Origin of the sequence: Streptosporangium canum, from assembly GCF_900113865.1 — a bacterium.
Lineage (GTDB): Bacteria > Actinomycetota > Actinomycetes > Streptosporangiales > Streptosporangiaceae > Streptosporangium > Streptosporangium canum.
Window position 1 is genome coordinate 36,865 of the sequence record NZ_FOQY01000009.1, and the last position, 15,577, is coordinate 52,441.

16 protein-coding genes and 1 tRNA gene are annotated in these 15,577 nt (G+C 68.8%); 10 read left to right on the top strand and 7 right to left on the bottom strand.

Features of this window, described 5'->3' with window-relative positions; translation table 11 throughout:
- Positions 1-205 precede the first annotated feature (205 nt).
- Positions 206-288 (bottom strand) — tRNA-Leu (locus BM085_RS15405).
- 156 nt (positions 289-444) lie between these two features.
- Between BM085_RS15405 and BM085_RS15410 the strand changes: the two genes are divergently transcribed.
- The 7 genes from BM085_RS15410 (at position 445) to pknB (ending at position 9,223) form a co-directional block, all read left to right on the top strand.
- Positions 445-1,185 (top strand): FHA domain-containing protein, encoded by a 741-nt coding sequence (locus BM085_RS15410; protein WP_086573803.1) that lies wholly within the window; start codon positions 445-447, stop codon positions 1,183-1,185.
- A 17-nt stretch (positions 1,186-1,202) separates the two neighbouring features.
- On the top strand, positions 1,203-1,676 hold the full coding sequence (locus tag BM085_RS15415) for an FHA domain-containing protein FhaB/FipA (protein WP_093887678.1): 474 nt from the start codon (positions 1,203-1,205) through the stop codon (positions 1,674-1,676).
- A complete protein-coding gene (locus BM085_RS15420) occupies positions 1,673-2,998 on the top strand; it encodes a Stp1/IreP family PP2C-type Ser/Thr phosphatase (protein ID WP_093887679.1) in 1,326 nt (441 codons plus the stop codon). The genes BM085_RS15415 and BM085_RS15420 overlap by 4 nt, the downstream gene beginning before the upstream one ends.
- A 4-nt stretch (positions 2,999-3,002) precedes the next feature.
- On the top strand, positions 3,003-4,391 hold the full coding sequence (locus BM085_RS15425) for an FtsW/RodA/SpoVE family cell cycle protein (RefSeq protein ID WP_093887680.1): 1,389 nt from the start codon (positions 3,003-3,005) through the stop codon (positions 4,389-4,391).
- Positions 4,388-5,845: a peptidoglycan D,D-transpeptidase FtsI family protein gene (locus BM085_RS15430; protein ID WP_093887681.1), complete on the top strand. Its 1,458-nt coding sequence runs from the start codon at positions 4,388-4,390 to the stop codon at positions 5,843-5,845. The genes BM085_RS15425 and BM085_RS15430 overlap by 4 nt, the downstream gene beginning before the upstream one ends.
- Positions 5,842-7,281 carry a serine/threonine-protein kinase gene (locus tag BM085_RS15435; RefSeq protein WP_093887682.1) on the top strand — a complete coding sequence of 480 codons (1,440 nt, stop codon included), beginning with the start codon at positions 5,842-5,844 and terminating at the stop codon, positions 7,279-7,281. The genes BM085_RS15430 and BM085_RS15435 overlap by 4 nt, the downstream gene beginning before the upstream one ends.
- Positions 7,282-7,363: 82 nt before the next feature.
- Positions 7,364-9,223, top strand: a complete 1,860-nt coding sequence (pknB, locus tag BM085_RS15440) for a Stk1 family PASTA domain-containing Ser/Thr kinase (RefSeq protein ID WP_093887683.1) — start codon at positions 7,364-7,366, stop codon at positions 9,221-9,223.
- Positions 9,224-9,566: 343 nt separating this feature from the next.
- Here pknB and BM085_RS15445 read toward each other — a convergent pair whose 3' ends face one another.
- From BM085_RS15445 to BM085_RS15455, 3 genes are read right to left on the bottom strand one after another with little or no spacing between them, the layout of a single operon-like run.
- The gene (locus BM085_RS15445) at positions 9,567-10,139 is read right to left on the bottom strand and encodes an anthranilate synthase component II (protein ID WP_093887684.1); all 573 of its coding nucleotides are present in this window, start codon (positions 10,137-10,139) and stop codon (positions 9,567-9,569) included.
- Entirely contained in the window at positions 10,139-10,294 is a 156-nt protein-coding gene (locus tag BM085_RS44415; protein WP_012886910.1) for a hypothetical protein, read from the bottom strand. Before BM085_RS44415 ends, BM085_RS15445 begins: the two co-directional genes overlap by 1 nt.
- Positions 10,295-10,304: 10 nt before the next feature.
- Positions 10,305-10,928: a class E sortase gene (locus tag BM085_RS15455; RefSeq protein ID WP_093887685.1), complete on the bottom strand. Its 624-nt coding sequence runs from the start codon at positions 10,926-10,928 to the stop codon at positions 10,305-10,307.
- 210 nt (positions 10,929-11,138) lie between these two features.
- Between BM085_RS15455 and BM085_RS15460 the strand changes: the two genes are divergently transcribed.
- A complete protein-coding gene (locus BM085_RS15460; RefSeq protein WP_093887686.1) occupies positions 11,139-11,384 on the top strand; it encodes a cell division protein CrgA in 246 nt (81 codons plus the stop codon).
- Between the two features lie 49 nt (positions 11,385-11,433).
- Here BM085_RS15460 and BM085_RS15465 read toward each other — a convergent pair whose 3' ends face one another.
- Both BM085_RS15465 and BM085_RS15470 read right to left on the bottom strand, forming a co-directional pair.
- Positions 11,434-12,231: a rhomboid family intramembrane serine protease gene (locus BM085_RS15465; protein ID WP_245789340.1), complete on the bottom strand. Its 798-nt coding sequence runs from the start codon at positions 12,229-12,231 to the stop codon at positions 11,434-11,436.
- A gap of 231 nt (positions 12,232-12,462) precedes the next feature.
- Complete coding sequence (locus BM085_RS15470) at positions 12,463-12,999, bottom strand: peptidylprolyl isomerase (RefSeq protein WP_012886907.1); 537 nt, start codon at positions 12,997-12,999, stop codon at positions 12,463-12,465.
- Positions 13,000-13,285: 286 nt separating this feature from the next.
- On the opposite strand from BM085_RS15470, the gene BM085_RS15475 reads away from it, so the two are divergent.
- Entirely contained in the window at positions 13,286-13,771 is a 486-nt protein-coding gene (locus BM085_RS15475) for a hypothetical protein (protein WP_143120931.1), read from the top strand.
- A 359-nt stretch (positions 13,772-14,130) separates the two neighbouring features.
- On the opposite strand, the gene BM085_RS44420 is transcribed toward BM085_RS15475, so the two are convergent.
- Complete coding sequence (locus BM085_RS44420; protein ID WP_093887689.1) at positions 14,131-14,784, bottom strand: hypothetical protein; 654 nt, start codon at positions 14,782-14,784, stop codon at positions 14,131-14,133.
- 124 nt (positions 14,785-14,908) lie between these two features.
- Here BM085_RS44420 and BM085_RS15485 point away from each other — a divergent pair, with 124 nt between their 5' ends.
- Positions 14,909-15,577: a response regulator transcription factor gene (locus BM085_RS15485; protein WP_093887867.1), complete on the top strand. Its 669-nt coding sequence runs from the start codon at positions 14,909-14,911 to the stop codon at positions 15,575-15,577.

Genomic DNA, 15,577 nt, shown 5'->3' on the forward strand with positions numbered 1-15,577 from the left:
ACAGGGCGCGTGCCGTACCGGCTCAAAACCCGGAAGTCCCCTACGTAACGGCTGGGACTTCTCTACAAGGGAGCGAACGACTACGTTGATCGATGATCGAACCGAGCGGCACCAGACTCCACGGACGGCCCCGATGAACGCGCGGATTCCCCGGAAAACAAGAAAGCCCCGGTGCGCTGTCCGCGCGGCCGAGGCTCTGTTTGAGTGGGCGAGGAGGGATTTGAACCCTCACGTCCTTTCGGACACACGGACCTGAACCGTGCGCGTCTGCCGTTCCGCCACCCGCCCTTTTGGGTGCGGTGGAAACATTAGCACGGATCAGCCGGTACCCACGAACCCGGATACGATCCTCCTAGACGCGGAGCGGAACGGCTGGGTGCGAGAGAGCGAGGAACAAGCCCCAAGCGGCCGTGACCTAGGTAGACGGAGGAAGGGAGGTACCCGGTGGGAGTCCTTCAGCGCTTCGAGCGGAGGCTCGAAGGCTTGGTTGAGGGAGCCTTTGCGCGGGCGTTCAAATCTGACCTTCAGCCGGTCGAGGTGGCCAGCGCGGTTCAACGCGAGATGGACGAACGTGCGGCGATCGTCGCCCAAGGGCGCACGCTCGTGCCGAACGACTTCGTGGTCGAGCTGTCCACCACGGACAGCGAGCGACTGGAGGTCTACGCGGACAGCATCAGCCTTGAACTGGCCAACCTCGCCAGGGAGTACGCCAAGGAACAGGGTTACTCCTTCGTGGGACCGGTCCGGGTGCGTTTCGAGACGGCCGACGATCTGGCGGTCGGCCTGTTCCGGATCCGCTCCGGCGTGATCCGCGGCGCGACCGTCGAACAGGACGAGATCCGCCAGCCGGTGAGCGACGTGCCGGCCGCCAAGCCACACGCCTTCGGGGGCCGCCCCCGCCTACTGGTCTCGACCCAGGACGACCCGCAGGGACAGCGGTCCTACGACCTGACCACCCCGGTGACCCTGCTCGGCAGGGGCACCGACTGTGATCTACGGCTGGTCGACCCGGGTGTGTCCCGGCACCACGCCGAGCTGCGCGTGGAGGGTCCCCTGGTCGTGCTCGTCGACCTCGGCTCCACGAACGGCACCTTCGTCAACGGCCAGCCGGTCCGCCGGGTCGAGCTCCAGAACGGCACTCGTGTGACGCTGGGGCGGACGACTCTGGTTTTCCGGCGCGATTAAAGGTAAACAAACGGTCCATGTCCGAGCTCACGCTGCTGCTGATCCGGCTCGCGTTCCTCGCGCTGCTGTGGTTCTTCGTGATTGCCGCGGTCGGCGTGATCCGGACGGACTTGTTCGGATCACGCACGACCACCGCCGCCCCCGCGCGCAAGGCTCCCAAGCCGGTCAAGCCCGCGGCCAAACCCAAGAACAAGAAGGGGGAGCCACGGCAGATGGTCGTCATCGGTGGTCCCCTGGAAGGCACCACCATTACCCTCTCGGAGACGCCAATCACCATCGGCCGGGCGAACGACGCCACGCTGGTAGTCAGCGACGACTACGCTTCCAGTCGGCATGCCCGGCTCTTCCCCCAGGACGGTCAGTGGATCGTGGAAGATCTCGGTTCGACCAACGGCACATACCTCGACCGCTCTAAAGTCACCCGTCCGACCCCGGTGCCGCTCGGTGTTCCGATCCGCATCGGCAAGACCGTCATCGAATTGCGCAAATGACCATCGCACTCCGTTACGCCGCCCGCTCCGACGTCGGCCTCCTCCGCGAAGGTAACGAGGACTCGGCGTACGCCAGCGGTCGTCTGCTCGCCGTCGCCGACGGTATGGGCGGCCACGCACACGGTGAGGTGGCCAGCTCGGTCGCCATCGCCGCGATGTCCTCCCTCGACGAGGACCCGCAGGGGGGTGACCTGCTCAGCGCCATCGAGGCGGCGGTCAGAGACGCCAACCGCAGGCTCCACGAGATGGTGGGGCGGGACCCGAGCCTCAAGGGCATGGGCACCACCCTGACCGCCATGCTGTGGTCCGGCACGAGGGTCGCGCTGGTCCACGTCGGCGACTCCCGCGCCTACCTGCTGCGCGCCGGGGAGCTCTACCAGATCACGCACGACCACACCCTGGTCCAGTCGCTGGTGGACGACGGCCGCATCACCCTGGAGGAGGCCGCCACCCACCCGCAGCGGTCGATCCTGCTGCGCGCCCTCGACGGCAGCGGCGAGGTCGATCCCGACCTGTCGCTGCGCGAGGCCCAGGTCGGCGACCGCTACCTGCTCTGCTCCGACGGATTGTCCGGGGTGGTGAGCGCGGAGACGATGCACCACACGCTCTCCACGATCGAGGACCCCGAGACGGTGGTCCGCACGCTCATCGACCTGGCCAACCGCGGCGGCGGTCCCGACAACATCACCTGCGTGCTCGCCGACGTCCTGGAGGTGGACGAGGGGCTCGCCCTCCCCGTCGAGGCCGCCGTGGTGGGCGCCGCCGGGTCCACCCGGCCGCGGACCCAGCTGCCGGACACCCCGGCGGGCCACGCCGCGGGGATCACCATGCCCCAGCCCGTCATCACGGACGACGATCTCGATGAGCCGGTCGCCAGGGCCACAGGGCGGCCGGCCAGACGCCGTCGACTGTGGCCGCTCATGGCCTCGGTGGGAGGCGTCGTCCTGGTCGGCGGCGGCCTAGGGTGGTACTTCGGGAGCCAGTGGCTCGACGACCAGTACTTCGTAGGGGCGAAAGGGGATGAGATCGTGGTCTTCCAGGGCGTGAAGACCAACCTCGGCCCCATCGAGCTCTTCGACGTCGCCCGGAGCACCACCGAGTCGGTCACCGCCCTTGGCGCGTTCCAGCAGGGCCAGGTCCGCGACGGCATCCCCGTCACCAGCGTCGACGAGGGCCTGAAGAAGATCGAAGAGCTCAAGACGTCCGCGGCGAAGCCCGAGACGAAACCGACGGCGAAGCCTGAATCCAAGCCTGACGGGAAGGGCAAGCAGACCCCCCGGCCGAGCGGCACCGCATCCCCGGAACCCACAAGGTCGCAGTAGACACATGAGCACCCCAAGCGTCGAGCCCGTCCCCCTGCCCGCCAAACGACGGCTGGCCCAGTTGGCGATGCTCGCCTTCGCGGTCGTGATCGTGATGTTCGCGTACGCCAACGTGGGGCTGGCGATCGACAAGCAGATCCCCTCGGGCATGCTCACCTACGGCCTCAGCCTGGGCGGGTTCATGCTGGCCGCCTACCTCGTGCTCGCCAGGTTCGCCCCCTGGGCCGACCCGCTGATCCTGCCCCTGGTGACGCTGGTCAACGGCCTCGGCCTGGTGATGATCTACCGTCTCGAACAGGCCAAGCCCCCGGCGTACGGCGCCTCGCCCAACACCCAGCTCCTGTGGACGGCCGTCGGGGTCGTCCTGTTCAGCGTGACGCTGATCGTGCTGCGCGACCACCGCGCGCTGCAGCGGCTCACCTACACCGCCGGCGCCATCGGGCTCTTCCTGCTGATCTCGCCGCTGCTGCCGCTCATCGGCCACTCGGAGAACGGCGCGAGCATCTGGATCAAGATCCCCGGGGTGGGCCAGCTCCAGCCCGCCGAGTTCGCCAAGCTCGCCCTGATCGTCTTCTTCGCCGGCTACCTCGTCGCCAAGCGCGACGTGCTGGCGCTGGCCGGTCGGCGGCTGCTCTTCATCGACCTGCCCCGCGCCCGCGACCTCGGCCCGATCCTCATCGTCTGGGGCTTCAGCCTGGGCGTGCTGATCCTGCAGAAGGACCTCGGCTCCTCCCTGCTGATCTTCGGCACGTTCATCGCGATGCTCTACATCGCCACCCAGCGCACCTCGTGGGTCCTGATCGGCATCCTGCTCTTCGTCGGCGGCGCGATCCTCGCCGGGATGGTCTTCGACCACGTGTACGCCCGCTTCGAGGTCTACCTCAACCCGGAGGACCCGAAGCTCTTCGCGCGTGAGCTGGGCGGCAGCGAGCAGCTCATGCAGGGCCTGTTCGCCATGGCCGCCGGCGGGATCCTCGGCACCGGGCTCGGCCAGGGCCATCCCGAGAAGATCCCGCTGGCCATCTCCGACTTCATCTTCCCCGCCACCGGCGAGGAGCTGGGCCTGACCGGGCTGATGGCCCTGCTGATGGTCTACGCGCTGCTGGTGCAGCGCGGCCTGCGCACCTCGATCGCGGCCCGCGACCCGTTCTCCAAGCTGCTGGCCGGCGGCCTGTCGTTCATCCTGGCCTGGCAGGTCTTCATCATCGTCGGCGGCGTGACCAACCTGATCCCGCTGACCGGCCTGGTCACCCCGTTCATGTCCCAGGGCGGCTCGGCGCTGCTGGCTAACTGGATCCTTATCGCGCTGCTGGTACGCATGTCGGATGCGGCGAGGAAGCCGCCACCCCAAGCCATCCAGGACGAAGGAATGACGCAGGTGTTCCAGCGATGAACGGCCCCCTCAAGCGCGCCGCCCTGGCCTGTCTGCTCATGTTCGGTCTGCTCATGCTCAACGTGAACTACCTGCAGGCCGTGCGGGCGGACGACCTGCGCGCGGACTCGCGCAACATCCGCAACTTCTTCGACCGCTACGAGGTCGAGCGGGGCCGGATCACCGCCGGCGACAAGGTGCTCGCCGAGTCCGTCGACACCGGCAGCAACGACTTCCGCTTCGAGCGGCGCTACCCGGAGGGCAAGGTCTACGCGCCCATCACCGGGTTCTTCGCCCCGGAGAGCGAGCGCGACATGGAGCGGGCCAAGAACAGCCTGCTCAACGGCACCAGCGCCGACCTGCTGATCCGGCGCAGCATCGACCTGTTCACCGCCAAGCAGACCAAGGGCGCCAACGTCGACCTGACGATCAACCCCAAGGCGCAGGAGGCTGCCTACAAGACGCTCGGCGCCAGCGGCAAGAAGGGCGCGCTGGTCGCGATCGAGCCGAAGACCGGGGCGATCCTCGCCATGGTCTCGATCCCCAGCTACGACCCCAACCCGCTGTCCAAGGCGAACAAGGCCGAGGTCAACAAGGCCTACGCCAAACTGGCGGACGACAAGGACCAGCCGCTGCTGAACCGGGCGATCGAGCGCACCTACCCGCCGGGCTCGACCTTCAAGGTCGTCACCATGGCGGCCTACCTGGAGAGCGACGACACCCTCGGCCCGCAGAGCCAGGTGGACGCCCCGCAGCTGCTCGACCTGCCCAACACCACCGCCGACCTGCCCAACTCCGGCGGCGCGGCGTGCGGCTCCGGACGGGTGACGCTGTCGTTCGCGCTGGAGCGCTCGTGCAACACGCCGTTCGGCAAGATCGCCATGGACCTGGGCTACGACGCCATCAACGACCAGGCCCGCAAGTTCGGCATCGGCGGTGACCCGCTGGCCGTCCCGATGCCGGTCGCGGCCAGCGACTTCGGCCCCGAGGAGGACAAGGCCGCGCTCGCCCAGGCCTCGATCGGCCAGCGCAGCAACCAGATGACCCCGCTGCAGATGGCCATGATCGCCGCGGGCATCGCCAACAACGGCGTGGTCATGAAGCCGTACCTGGTGAACAAGATCGCGGACTCGGAGGGCGGCGAGATCGAGAGCGCCGACCCCGAAGAGTTCACCACCGCGATCAGCGAGGACACCGCGCGCAAGCTCCAGGAGATGATGATCAACGTCGTCAACAACGGCACCGCGAACGCCGCGCAGATCCCCGGGGTGACCGTCGCCGGCAAGACCGGCACCGCCGAGACCGCCGAGGGCCGGGACCCGCACGCGTGGTTCATCTCCTTCGCCCCGGCCGAGGACCCCAAGGTCGCTCTCGCGCTCATGGTCGAGTCCGGCAGCGCCGGGGACGACGCCTCCGGAGGGCACACCGCCGCTCCCATCGCCAAGAGCGTGATGGAAGCGGTGCTGGGTAGATGACCGCGTTGCTCGGGGGCCGATACCGTCCGCTGGGGCGGATCGCGACGGGCGGCATGGGCGAGGTCTGGCGGGCCAAGGACGAGCTGCTCGGCCGCGAGGTGGCGGTGAAGCTGCTGCGCCGGCACGTGGCGGCCGATCCGGCCTTCCGCGAGCGGTTCCGCAGGGAGGCGAGGATCGCGGCGAAGCTGGCCGACCCCGGCATCGCCCAGGTCTTCGACTACGGCGAGGCCGACGGCGTCGCCTACCTGGTGATGGAGCTCGTCCCCGGCGAGTCCCTGGCCGGCATCCTGGCGCGTGACGGCGCGCTGAGCGTCGAGATCACCCTCGACGTGGTCTACCAGACCGCCAAGGCCCTGCGGGCGGCGCACGGCGCCGGGATCATCCACCGGGACATCAAGCCGGGCAATCTCCTGGTCACCGGGGCCGGCGTGATCAAGATCACAGACTTCGGCATCGCCAGGGCGCTGGAGGCCTCGTCGATGACCCAGACGGGCACCGTGCTCGGCACCGCGCAGTACGTCAGCCCCGAGCAGGCCTCGGGAGACCCGCTGACCTTCGCGACCGACGTCTACTCCCTGGGCGTGGTCGCCTACGAGTGCCTGGCGGGGCGGCCGCCGTTCGTCGCCGAGACGCAGGTGGCGATCGCCCTCATGCATCTCGGCGAGACCCCGCCGCCGCTGCCCGGGAGCGTGCCCGCGGCGGTGCGCGAGCTGGTCATGGCCTGCCTGTCGAAGGACCCCGAGCGGCGCCCCGCCGGAGCCGGGGAGCTGGCCGGCCGGGCGTACGCGCTGCGCGAGTCGCTCGCCACCGCGGGCGCCGCCGACCTGGCCATGCTCACCGATCCCGCGGGGTGGCGGGTGGAGCCCGCGGGCGAATGGCCGCGGGAGGTCGCCCCCGCCCTGACGTCGGCTCCGGGCCCGGATTCCGGTCCGGCCACGGCTTCCGGCCCGGCCGTGGGATCCGCTCTGGGCTCCGGTCCCGCTCCGGTGCGGACGGCGCGGATCGCGCCGAGGCGCCGCGGCCTGCGCCGGACGACGGTGATCGTCGCGGTCGCCGCGGGGTGCGCCGCCGCCGTCGGACTGGGCACGCTGGTGGCCCACGACCTGACGGAGCGCAACGGCGAGAGCACGTCGGAGGAGCCGGTCGTGCCGCTGAGCCCGGTCACCAAGACCCCCACGGTCCGGCCGAGCAGAACCAAGCCGGTGACGACCAGACCGCCTGTCTCGCCGACGAAGCCACTCCGCCCTTCCCCCACGCCGTCGGCTACGGTAAGCACATCGGTCAAACCCAGCCCCCGGCCGACCACGTCGCCATCGCCCACCCCCACCCCGACTACTTCGACCCCGACGCCCACCGCCCCGACGGCGACACCGAGCCTCACACCGAGCACCACTCCCGGACCCGGCGACACAGAGCCTCCGAACGGGGAGACGTGATGCGGCAACGGGTCGATGATGGACACCGGTGGCTCAAGAGCTCACCGGCACCCAAGATGAACGGTAAGGGACAGTGCAGGAAATGACTCAGCCCCGACGCCTCGGCGATCGCTACGAGCTTGACGGCGTCGTCGGGCGTGGCGGCATGGCCGAGGTATATCGCGCCCGAGACATCCGGCTGGATCGGATCGTCGCCATCAAAACCCTCCGCGCGGACCTGGCGAGAGACCACATCTTCCAGGCCCGTTTCCGTCGTGAGGCGCAGTCCGCCGCGTCGCTGAACCACCCGTCCATCGTCGCGGTCTACGACACCGGCGAGGACGTGGCGGGCAGCGCGCCGGTGCCGTACATCGTGATGGAGTACGTCGACGGCCGCACGCTGCGCGACCTGCTCCGGGCCGACCGGCGGCTGCTGCCCGAACGGGCGGCCGAGCTGGTCGACGGGATCCTGCGGGCGCTGGACTACAGCCACCGCGGCGGCATCGTCCACCGGGACATCAAACCGGCGAACATCATGATCACCAACAACGGTGACGTGAAGGTCATGGACTTCGGCATCGCCCGCGCGATGGCCGACTCGGCCGCGACCATGACGCAGACCGCCCAGGTCATCGGCACCGCGCAGTATCTGTCGCCGGAGCAGGCCAGGGGCGAGCGGGTGGACGCCCGCAGCGACATCTACTCCACCGGCTGCGTGCTGTACGAACTGCTGACCGGGCAGCCGCCGTTCACCGGCGACTCCCCCGTCGCGATCGCCTACCAGCACGTGCGCGAGGACCCGATCCCGCCGTCGCAGATCGACCCGGAGATCCCCAAGTGGGCCGACGCCATCGTGCTCAAGGCGATGGCCAAGGACCCCGCGCACCGCTACCAGAGCGCCGGGGAGATGCGGGCCGACATCCAGCGGGCGATGTCCGGCATCCCGATGGACGCCCAGACGATGGCGCTGGCCAACAACTACGGCTCGGCCACCCGGACCATGCAGACCCCCGGCCCCGGCGGGCCGGCCACCCAGCGCACCACCGCCGTCCCGGCGTACGAGTACGGCACGGAGGAGGGCGGCGGGCGCGGCGAGCGGGGCCGCCGCCGGCAGCAGAGCAACGGCAACACCGCGGTCAAGACCGCCGCGTGGATCCTGGTCCCGCTCCTGGTCATCGGCGCCTTCATCGGCGTGGGATACATGTTCCTGAGCTCCCCCGGCGACTCCGACGCGGCGAACAAGGTCAAGATTCCGGCGCTGACCTCACGGACCGAGGCGGCGGCGTCCAAGGCGCTGACGGATCTCGGCCTGACCGTCAAAACGGTCGAGAAGTTCGACGAGGAGTCGGAGAAGGGCACGGTCATCGAGACCAGCCCGGCGGCCGGCACCGCGGTCGACAAGGGCTCCGAGGTCACGCTCACGGTCTCCAAGGGCGTGGAGAAGGCCGAGGTGCCCAACGTGGTCAACATGACCACGGACGAGGCCAAGGCCGCCCTTGAGGAGGCGGGCTTCGTGCCCAGCGTGCGGACCAAGGCCTCCAGCGGCCCGCAGGACAAGGTGCTGGAGACCAAACCCGAGGCGGGCAAGAAGGCCGACAAGGGCAGCACCGTCCTGGTCTACGTCCCCAAGGAGGCCGTGGAGGTCCCGGGCGTGGCCAGCCTCACGGTCAACGACGCCAAGCGGATGCTCAAGGAGGCGGGCTTCAAGTACAAGGTCGTCGAGCAGGAGAGCGACCTGCCGGAGGGCACCGTGCTCAGCCAGGCCCCGGAGGCCGGCGCCAAGCTCCAGCAGGGCACCACGATCACACTGGTCGTCTCCAGCGGGCAGGCGCCGCAGCCGACCGCCCCGCCGACGACCGAACCGACCCAGGAACCGCCGATCACCGAGGAACCGGAGCCCGACCCGACGGAGACCGAGGACCCGTTCTTCAACGAGGCGCCCAGCGACGACCTGGGCGGCTGATCCCCGGCTCCGACAGGACGACCCCCGCCGGTTGGCGGGGGTCGTCCTGTCTTCGGGGTCTTCGAGGGCGCAGGGGGGATTTTTGAGGGCTCTCCAGGGGGTTTGAGAGGAGTGCTCCAGATTCCGGCGTTTTCTCGTTTTCTCTGGGCTCTCAGGGCTCTCTCGGGCTCTGGGGTGCGCTCCGGGCTCTCACAGGGCTCTGGGGCCATCTGGGGGCTTTCCGGGCGCTGTAAAGCCGCCCGGCCCGGTAGCCGATCCGTCCGAGAACGGATAAGAGCCCTTCCGCCACTCGGGGGCGATGGCGGAAGGGCTCACTGGTTAGTCGTTCAAGACGGTTCCGGTGTTACACGATTCCCGCGAGCCAATTTCCGAGCAGCCGGTGGCCGTGTTCGGAGATCACCGATTCGGGGTGGAACTGCACGCCCTCGATGGGGGCGGTGCGGTGGCGCAGGCCCATGATCAGGCCGTCACCGGTGGTCGCGCTGACTTCGAGGATCTCCGGGACCGTCTCCGGCACGACCGCCAGCGAGTGGTAGCGCGTCATGGTCACCGGGGACGGCAGCCCGGCGAAGACGCCGCGGCCGTCGTGCGTGATCGCGCTGGTACGGCCGTGCATCAGCTCCGGTGCCCGCGCCACGGTGGCGCCGTGGGCGATCGCGATGGCCTGGTGGCCGAGGCAGACGCCGAGCAGCGGAAGGTCGCGGGCCTCGCAGTAACCGACGAGCGGGACGCTCACCCCGGCGGCTTCGGGGGTGCCGGGACCCGGGCTGACCAGGACCCCGTCGAAGCCGGCGGCGTCCTCGGCCACGACGTGGTCACGTGGGCGCACGTCGCAGGTGGCGCCGAGCTCACGGAGATACTGGACGATGGTGTGGACGAAGCTGTCGTGGTTGTCCACGACGAGAATGCGGGTCATCAGCCCACCGTGGTGTGATCGAGGGGGACACGGGGTTCGAGCCAGGGAAACACGACGTACCAGAGTACGGCCGCCGCCAGCCCTGCCAGCACCACCGCGATGAACACCTTGGTCGCGAGGCCGCCGGGGAGCAGCCGCCAGATCCAGCCGTACACGGGACTCTCCTCATCTGCGACGGTCCTCACTCCTGTCCAGCTCTCCGAAGACGATGAGCCGCTGTGCGGCGGAGTACTCCGGATGGCAGGTCGACAGGGTGATGAGGGCATCGGTGGGCTTGCTGCCGGGCTTGCCGGGGACCGGGGCGATCACTCCGACCTCGGTGGGCTCGACGACGCGCTTGCCGGTGACCCGGTAGGTGTAGCGGGCCTCCCGGGCGTCGACCACGATGTCGTCGCCCCGGCGGAGCTCGTCGAGCCGGCTGAAGGGCGCGGCGTAGGTGGTCCGATGCCCCGAAAGAACGAAATTTCCAACTTTTCCCGGCATGGCGGAGCCCGGGTAGTGGCCGGGTCCCATCCGCAGTTCCTCCGAGCCGACGCCCTCCACCACGGCGTAGCGGTAGTCGCGCCCGAACCGGGGGATCCTCAGCAGCGCCATCGCCCCGCCCAGCCGGATACGTGTGAGCTTCGCGGGCTCCTTGGCGGCGAACTCCTTGAGGAGCTGCTCGCGCAGCACGGTCTGCTGCCGGTCGGTGTAGGCGCCGGTCCCCCAGAGGAGGTATGCGCAGAAGAGCAGAATGATCACCCCGGCGGTGATGCTCAGCTCCCCGAAGGCCCTCAGCGCGGCTCTCATGGACTCAGGCTAGTGACGGCGGATCATCCCGGCCCGGCGCGGATCACGCGATTGATCCAAGGTTTGCGCTGTGATGATCCCTTCTGGGATCGCCATGTCCCGGGTGCGGAGACTATTCTTACTCGGGTCTTCGCCCACCAGCGATTACGCTAGCTGACATAACCTGCGCACGGTCCGGATCGCGCAGGGTCGACGCAGGAAGAGACCCCAGTGCCCAAGCCCAAGACTCGCAAGAAGGCGGTCTACACGCCGCCGCAGACGACCCAGCAGGTCAAGATGAGCCCGCGCTGGCTGGCGCCGGTCATGGTGGCATCCTGGATCATCGGCATCCTGTGGATCGCCATCTACTACGTGGCGCCCACCGCACCCTTCATCGGTGAACTGGCGAACTGGAACCTGCTGATCGGGTTCGTTTTCATCATCTTCGGTGTGGTGTTGTCCACTCGCTGGCGTTAGTTTTTTCCACAGAATTTATCCACACCCTGGGGAAGCATCAGGGTGTGGATCAGCTGATGATGCCGTACTGGAGCTGGAAGGCGTACGGCGGCAGCAGCGCGACCAGCGCGACGAGCACCACGAGCACCGCCGCGCAGCCTCCCCACTGGACCGCGTTACGGCTCTTCGGCGGGGCGTAGGCGAGGATCCCGGCGACGATCGCACCGGTGACCAGGCCGCCGAGATGCCCCTGCCAGCTGATGTTGGAGACCGTGAAGGTGAGCACCACGTTGATGCCGATCAGCCAGAGCACGCCGCGGGCGTCGTAGCCGAGCTTCTTGGAGACCACGAACATCGCGCCGAACATGCCGTAGATCGCGCCCGAGGCGCCCACCGCGGCGATGCCGAACAGGTAGATGGCGACGGATCCGCCGAGCGCGGAGAGCAGGTAGAGCACCAGGAAGCGCAGCGAGCCGAGACGTCGCTCCAGCTCGGGACCGATGGCGTAGAGCGCCCACATGTTGAACAGGATGTGGGTGAGCGCGAAGCCGCCCGCGCTCAGCGGCATGTGCAGGAAGGCTCCGGTGATCAGACGCCACCACTCGCCGAGGAAGGCGACGTGTCCAGAGCTCATCTGGAAGGCGCTCACCACGCTGGGGCTCAGGGTCTCCGCGGCGTAGGCCAGGATGTTGACGATCAGCAGCGCCCAGGTGACCCGGGGCGTGGTGACGGCCCGGCCGCCGAAGGTCGACTGCGCCTGCCGTACCGTCTTGTTTCCCTGGGCCACGCACTCGGGGCACTGGAAGCCGACGGAGGCGTCGCGCATGCAGTCGGGGCAGATGGGGCGCTCGCAACGCTGGCAGCGCACGTAGGTCTCACGGCCCGGATGCCGATAACACGTGGGAACGGCGGCGGTTTCAGGCTCGATGGGTGGTTGAGTGGTCATGGCGTGTCGCTGGCCCCTTCGACCGTGCTGTTATCCACAGACTGCCAGCCTATTCATGATCCCGAGCACCTGGACACATGAAACGGCGGCCTCCGTGTGGAGGCCGCCGTTTCGAGAGCGCTCAGCGCCGCACGCGGTCGGTTCCGAGAGCGGTCAGCCCTGCACGCGGTCGATGGTGACCGACTCCAGCACGACGGGCTCCTTGGGCCGGTCCCGGGCGTCGGTGTCGGTCTTGGCGATGGCGTCGACGACGTCCTGGCCTTCGATGACCTCGCCGAAGATGGAGTGCTTGCCGTTCAGGTGCGGCGTGGGCACCACCGTGATGAAGAACTGCGAGCCGTTGGTGCCCTTGCCGAACTGGATGCCGGCGTTGGCCATGGCGAGCAGGTAGGGACGGTTGAAGTAGAGGTCCGGGTGGATCTCGTCGTCGAACTTGTAGCCCGGACCGCCGGTGCCCTGACCGAGCGGGTCGCCGCCCTGGAGCATGAAGCCTTCGATGACCCGGTGGAAGACCGTTCCGTCGTAGAGCTTGTCGGTGGTCTTCGCGCCGGTCGTCGGGTTCACCCACTCGCGGGTGCCCTCGGCCAGCTCGACGAAGTTGCGCACGGTCTTGGGCGCGTGGTCCGGGAAGAGCTGGATCTTCACAGTGCCACGATTGGTCTTCAGGTTCGCGATCAACTTCTCAGCCACGATCGGATTGCCCCCTTCTGGTCTTGGCTAAAGCCTGTGCAACATGCTGCTCTTGTGATGTTTTGATGGTTGCGGCCGTAGCCGGTCCATCTAGCATCCTCCCACGACTGGTCATGATTGAGCCGCCTTCGAGCGGGCAGGGGTGGCAACGGGGCCCCGACGACCTGGGGAGGATAACGTGCCTCTTGCACAATTTGGAAAGCGTCACATCGAGATAGTGATACCGGAAACGCGCCTGGACCAGGTGAAGGCTCAGGTCGCGCGTGCCGCCGACCGGGTAGGCCCGATGGCCGCTCACGCCCGGGACGCGGCCACTCACGCCCGCGATGCCGCCACCCACGCCCGTGGGACGGCCAACGACAAGGTCTACGTGGCCAGGGGGTGGGCGGCACCGAGGCTGGACGCCGCCGCTCACTCGTTCGAGGAGCAACTCGCGCCGAAGATCAGTGCGATGCTGTCGCAGGCGGCGACCAAGATCGATCCGACACCGGCGGCCAAGTCCCGCAGGTGGCCGATGGTCCTGCTGTTCACCGGTCTCGCGGTCGGAGCCATCGGCTTCGCGATGTACCGCAAGAGCGCCGACCAGTGGACCGAGGCGATGAAGGACAGCACGGCCGACGCGTCCCGCTGGGTGGGAGAGAAGGCGCACTCCGCGACGGACAAGGCATCCGAGATGATGCACGGCGTCAAGTCGAAGGCCGAGTCCACCGCCGAAGAGACCGCCCACAAGGCTGACGCCCAAGCGGATCAGGCCGCCAAGAAAATGTCCTGATCTATAGCGGTATGAGATTCATCGGAGTACGGCCCGCACCCTCACGGTGCGGGCCGTACTTCCGTACTGACCGGCGGGCAGCGGCCTTGGGGTGCGAGGGAATCGGTCTGAACAGCCGGGGTCCGGGGGCAGACCCCGGCTTCCAGGATCATCCTCTGGGCCACCGATCGCCCGAGTAGCGACGGACCAGCGCCCATGTCACCAGATATACGGCGCCCAGGAAAAGCCCGCAGAGCCGCACGGATCCGCGCGGCCCCGGCCCGTGAGTGCCGCTGCGGCGTGAACTCACGGGCCGGGACCGCGTGTCCGAGCCCGCGCGAACCGTACCGGTCCCCGTCCGGTACGGCCCGCACCACGGGCTACTCGCCGGCCGCTCCGAGCTCCTGCGCCTTCTCGGCCTTCTGCGCGCAGGCGACGACCACGCCCTCGGCGAGCGGCGCTCCCGGCACGGCCTTGGCCATCTCGGCCTTCCCGGTCACCTGGACGCCGTGGGAGAGCACATCGAGGCGGCCCTCCTCCTCCAGCGGGGAGACCCTGACCGTGGTGGTCCCGGCGGCCTCGGTCTGCTTCGACGGGTCGAGCGGGGTGGCCGGGACGGTGGGCATGGCCGGGACCGAATCTGTGGTCTCGGTGGTCTCGGTGGCCTGCACCGGGCCGGGCACGGTGCCCTCGGGGGCCTCAGTGGCCTCGGTGACCTCGGTGACCTCGGTGGCCTCGGTGACCTCGGTGGCCTCGGTGGCCTGCACCGAAGTGAGGTGCCCGGTGACCTTCACCGGGGCGGACGCGGTGGTCTTCCGCCAGTGCTCGCCCTTGGCCTGAAGGTCCTTCAGTTCGGCGTCGGTGAGCCTGCGCACCGCGACGGCGCCCTGATCGTCGCCGGCCTCGCACACGATGGTGAAGGCCGCCTCCGGCGTGGTGGGGGCGGGGTTGTCGGAGGCGTTGGCGGCACCGGTCAGGGTGGCCATCAGGGCGCCTGCGGTGACCACGGCTGCGGCGAGAAAACGGATGCGCATTCTGTTCTCCTCGATCGATCGGATCTGACGGTCACACCGTCCCGCGCGCTGCCTGAACCCAGCCTGAACATCGCCGAAGCCGTCTTCAGGTTGGCTTTAGGTGGTTTACGGCACGCTGGGCGGCATGCGCGTGCTGCTGGTTGAGGACGAGAAGCGCCTGGCCGACCTGCTGAAGGGTGGGCTGGCCGGCGAGGGGTTCGCCGTGGACGTCGCCCATGACGGGCGCGACGGGCTGTGGATGGCGAGCGAGAACGTCTACGACGTGATCGTGCTCGACGTCATGCTGCCCCGGATGAACGGTTACACCGTCTGCGCCAGGCTCCGCGACGCGGAGAACTGGACGCCGATACTGATGCTCACCGCCAAGGACGGGGTGCACGACGAGGCCGAGGCCCTGGACACCGGCGCCGACGACTTCCTCTCCAAGCCGTTCTCCTACGTGGTGCTGCTGGCCCGGCTGCGCGCGCTGATCCGCCGGGGCGGCCGGGCCAGGCCTGTCTCCATCACGGTGGGCGACCTGACCGTCGACCCGGCCGGGCTCCGCTGCCGCCGGGGCGAGGTGGAGATCCCCCTCACCCCGAAGGAGTTCGCGGTCCTGCACGGCCTCGCGCGCAGGCCGGGCGAGGTGGTCTCCAAGAGCGAGCTGCTCGCCCAGGCGTGGGACTTCTCCTACGACGGCGACCCGAACATCGTCGAGGTCTACATCAGCGCGCTCCGCCGGAAGATCGACTCTCCGTTCGGCCGGTCGTCCCTGGTTACCGTGCGCGGTGCGGGATACCGGCTGGAGTCCTGA

What these genes read in the sequence shown, in the direction of transcription:
- BM085_RS15415 (WP_093887678.1), top strand. Translation starts at nt 1,203, where the DNA reads ATGTCCGAGCTCACGCTGCTGCTGATCCGGCTCGCGTTCCTCGCGCTG.
- BM085_RS15420 (WP_093887679.1), top strand. Translation starts at nt 1,673, where the DNA reads ATGACCATCGCACTCCGTTACGCCGCCCGCTCCGACGTCGGCCTCCTC.
- BM085_RS15425 (WP_093887680.1), top strand. Translation starts at nt 3,003, where the DNA reads ATGAGCACCCCAAGCGTCGAGCCCGTCCCCCTGCCCGCCAAACGACGG.
- BM085_RS15430 (WP_093887681.1), top strand. Translation starts at nt 4,388, where the DNA reads ATGAACGGCCCCCTCAAGCGCGCCGCCCTGGCCTGTCTGCTCATGTTC.
- BM085_RS15435 (WP_093887682.1), top strand. Translation starts at nt 5,842, where the DNA reads ATGACCGCGTTGCTCGGGGGCCGATACCGTCCGCTGGGGCGGATCGCG.
- pknB (WP_093887683.1), top strand. Translation starts at nt 7,364, where the DNA reads ATGACTCAGCCCCGACGCCTCGGCGATCGCTACGAGCTTGACGGCGTC.
- BM085_RS15445 (WP_093887684.1), bottom strand. Translation starts at nt 10,139, where the DNA reads ATGACCCGCATTCTCGTCGTGGACAACCACGACAGCTTCGTCCACACC.
- BM085_RS15455 (WP_093887685.1), bottom strand. Translation starts at nt 10,928, where the DNA reads ATGAGAGCCGCGCTGAGGGCCTTCGGGGAGCTGAGCATCACCGCCGGG.
- BM085_RS15475 (WP_143120931.1), top strand. Translation starts at nt 13,286, where the DNA reads ATGGCCGCTCACGCCCGGGACGCGGCCACTCACGCCCGCGATGCCGCC.
- BM085_RS44420 (WP_093887689.1), bottom strand. Translation starts at nt 14,784, where the DNA reads ATGCGCATCCGTTTTCTCGCCGCAGCCGTGGTCACCGCAGGCGCCCTG.
- BM085_RS15485 (WP_093887867.1), top strand. Translation starts at nt 14,909, where the DNA reads ATGCGCGTGCTGCTGGTTGAGGACGAGAAGCGCCTGGCCGACCTGCTG.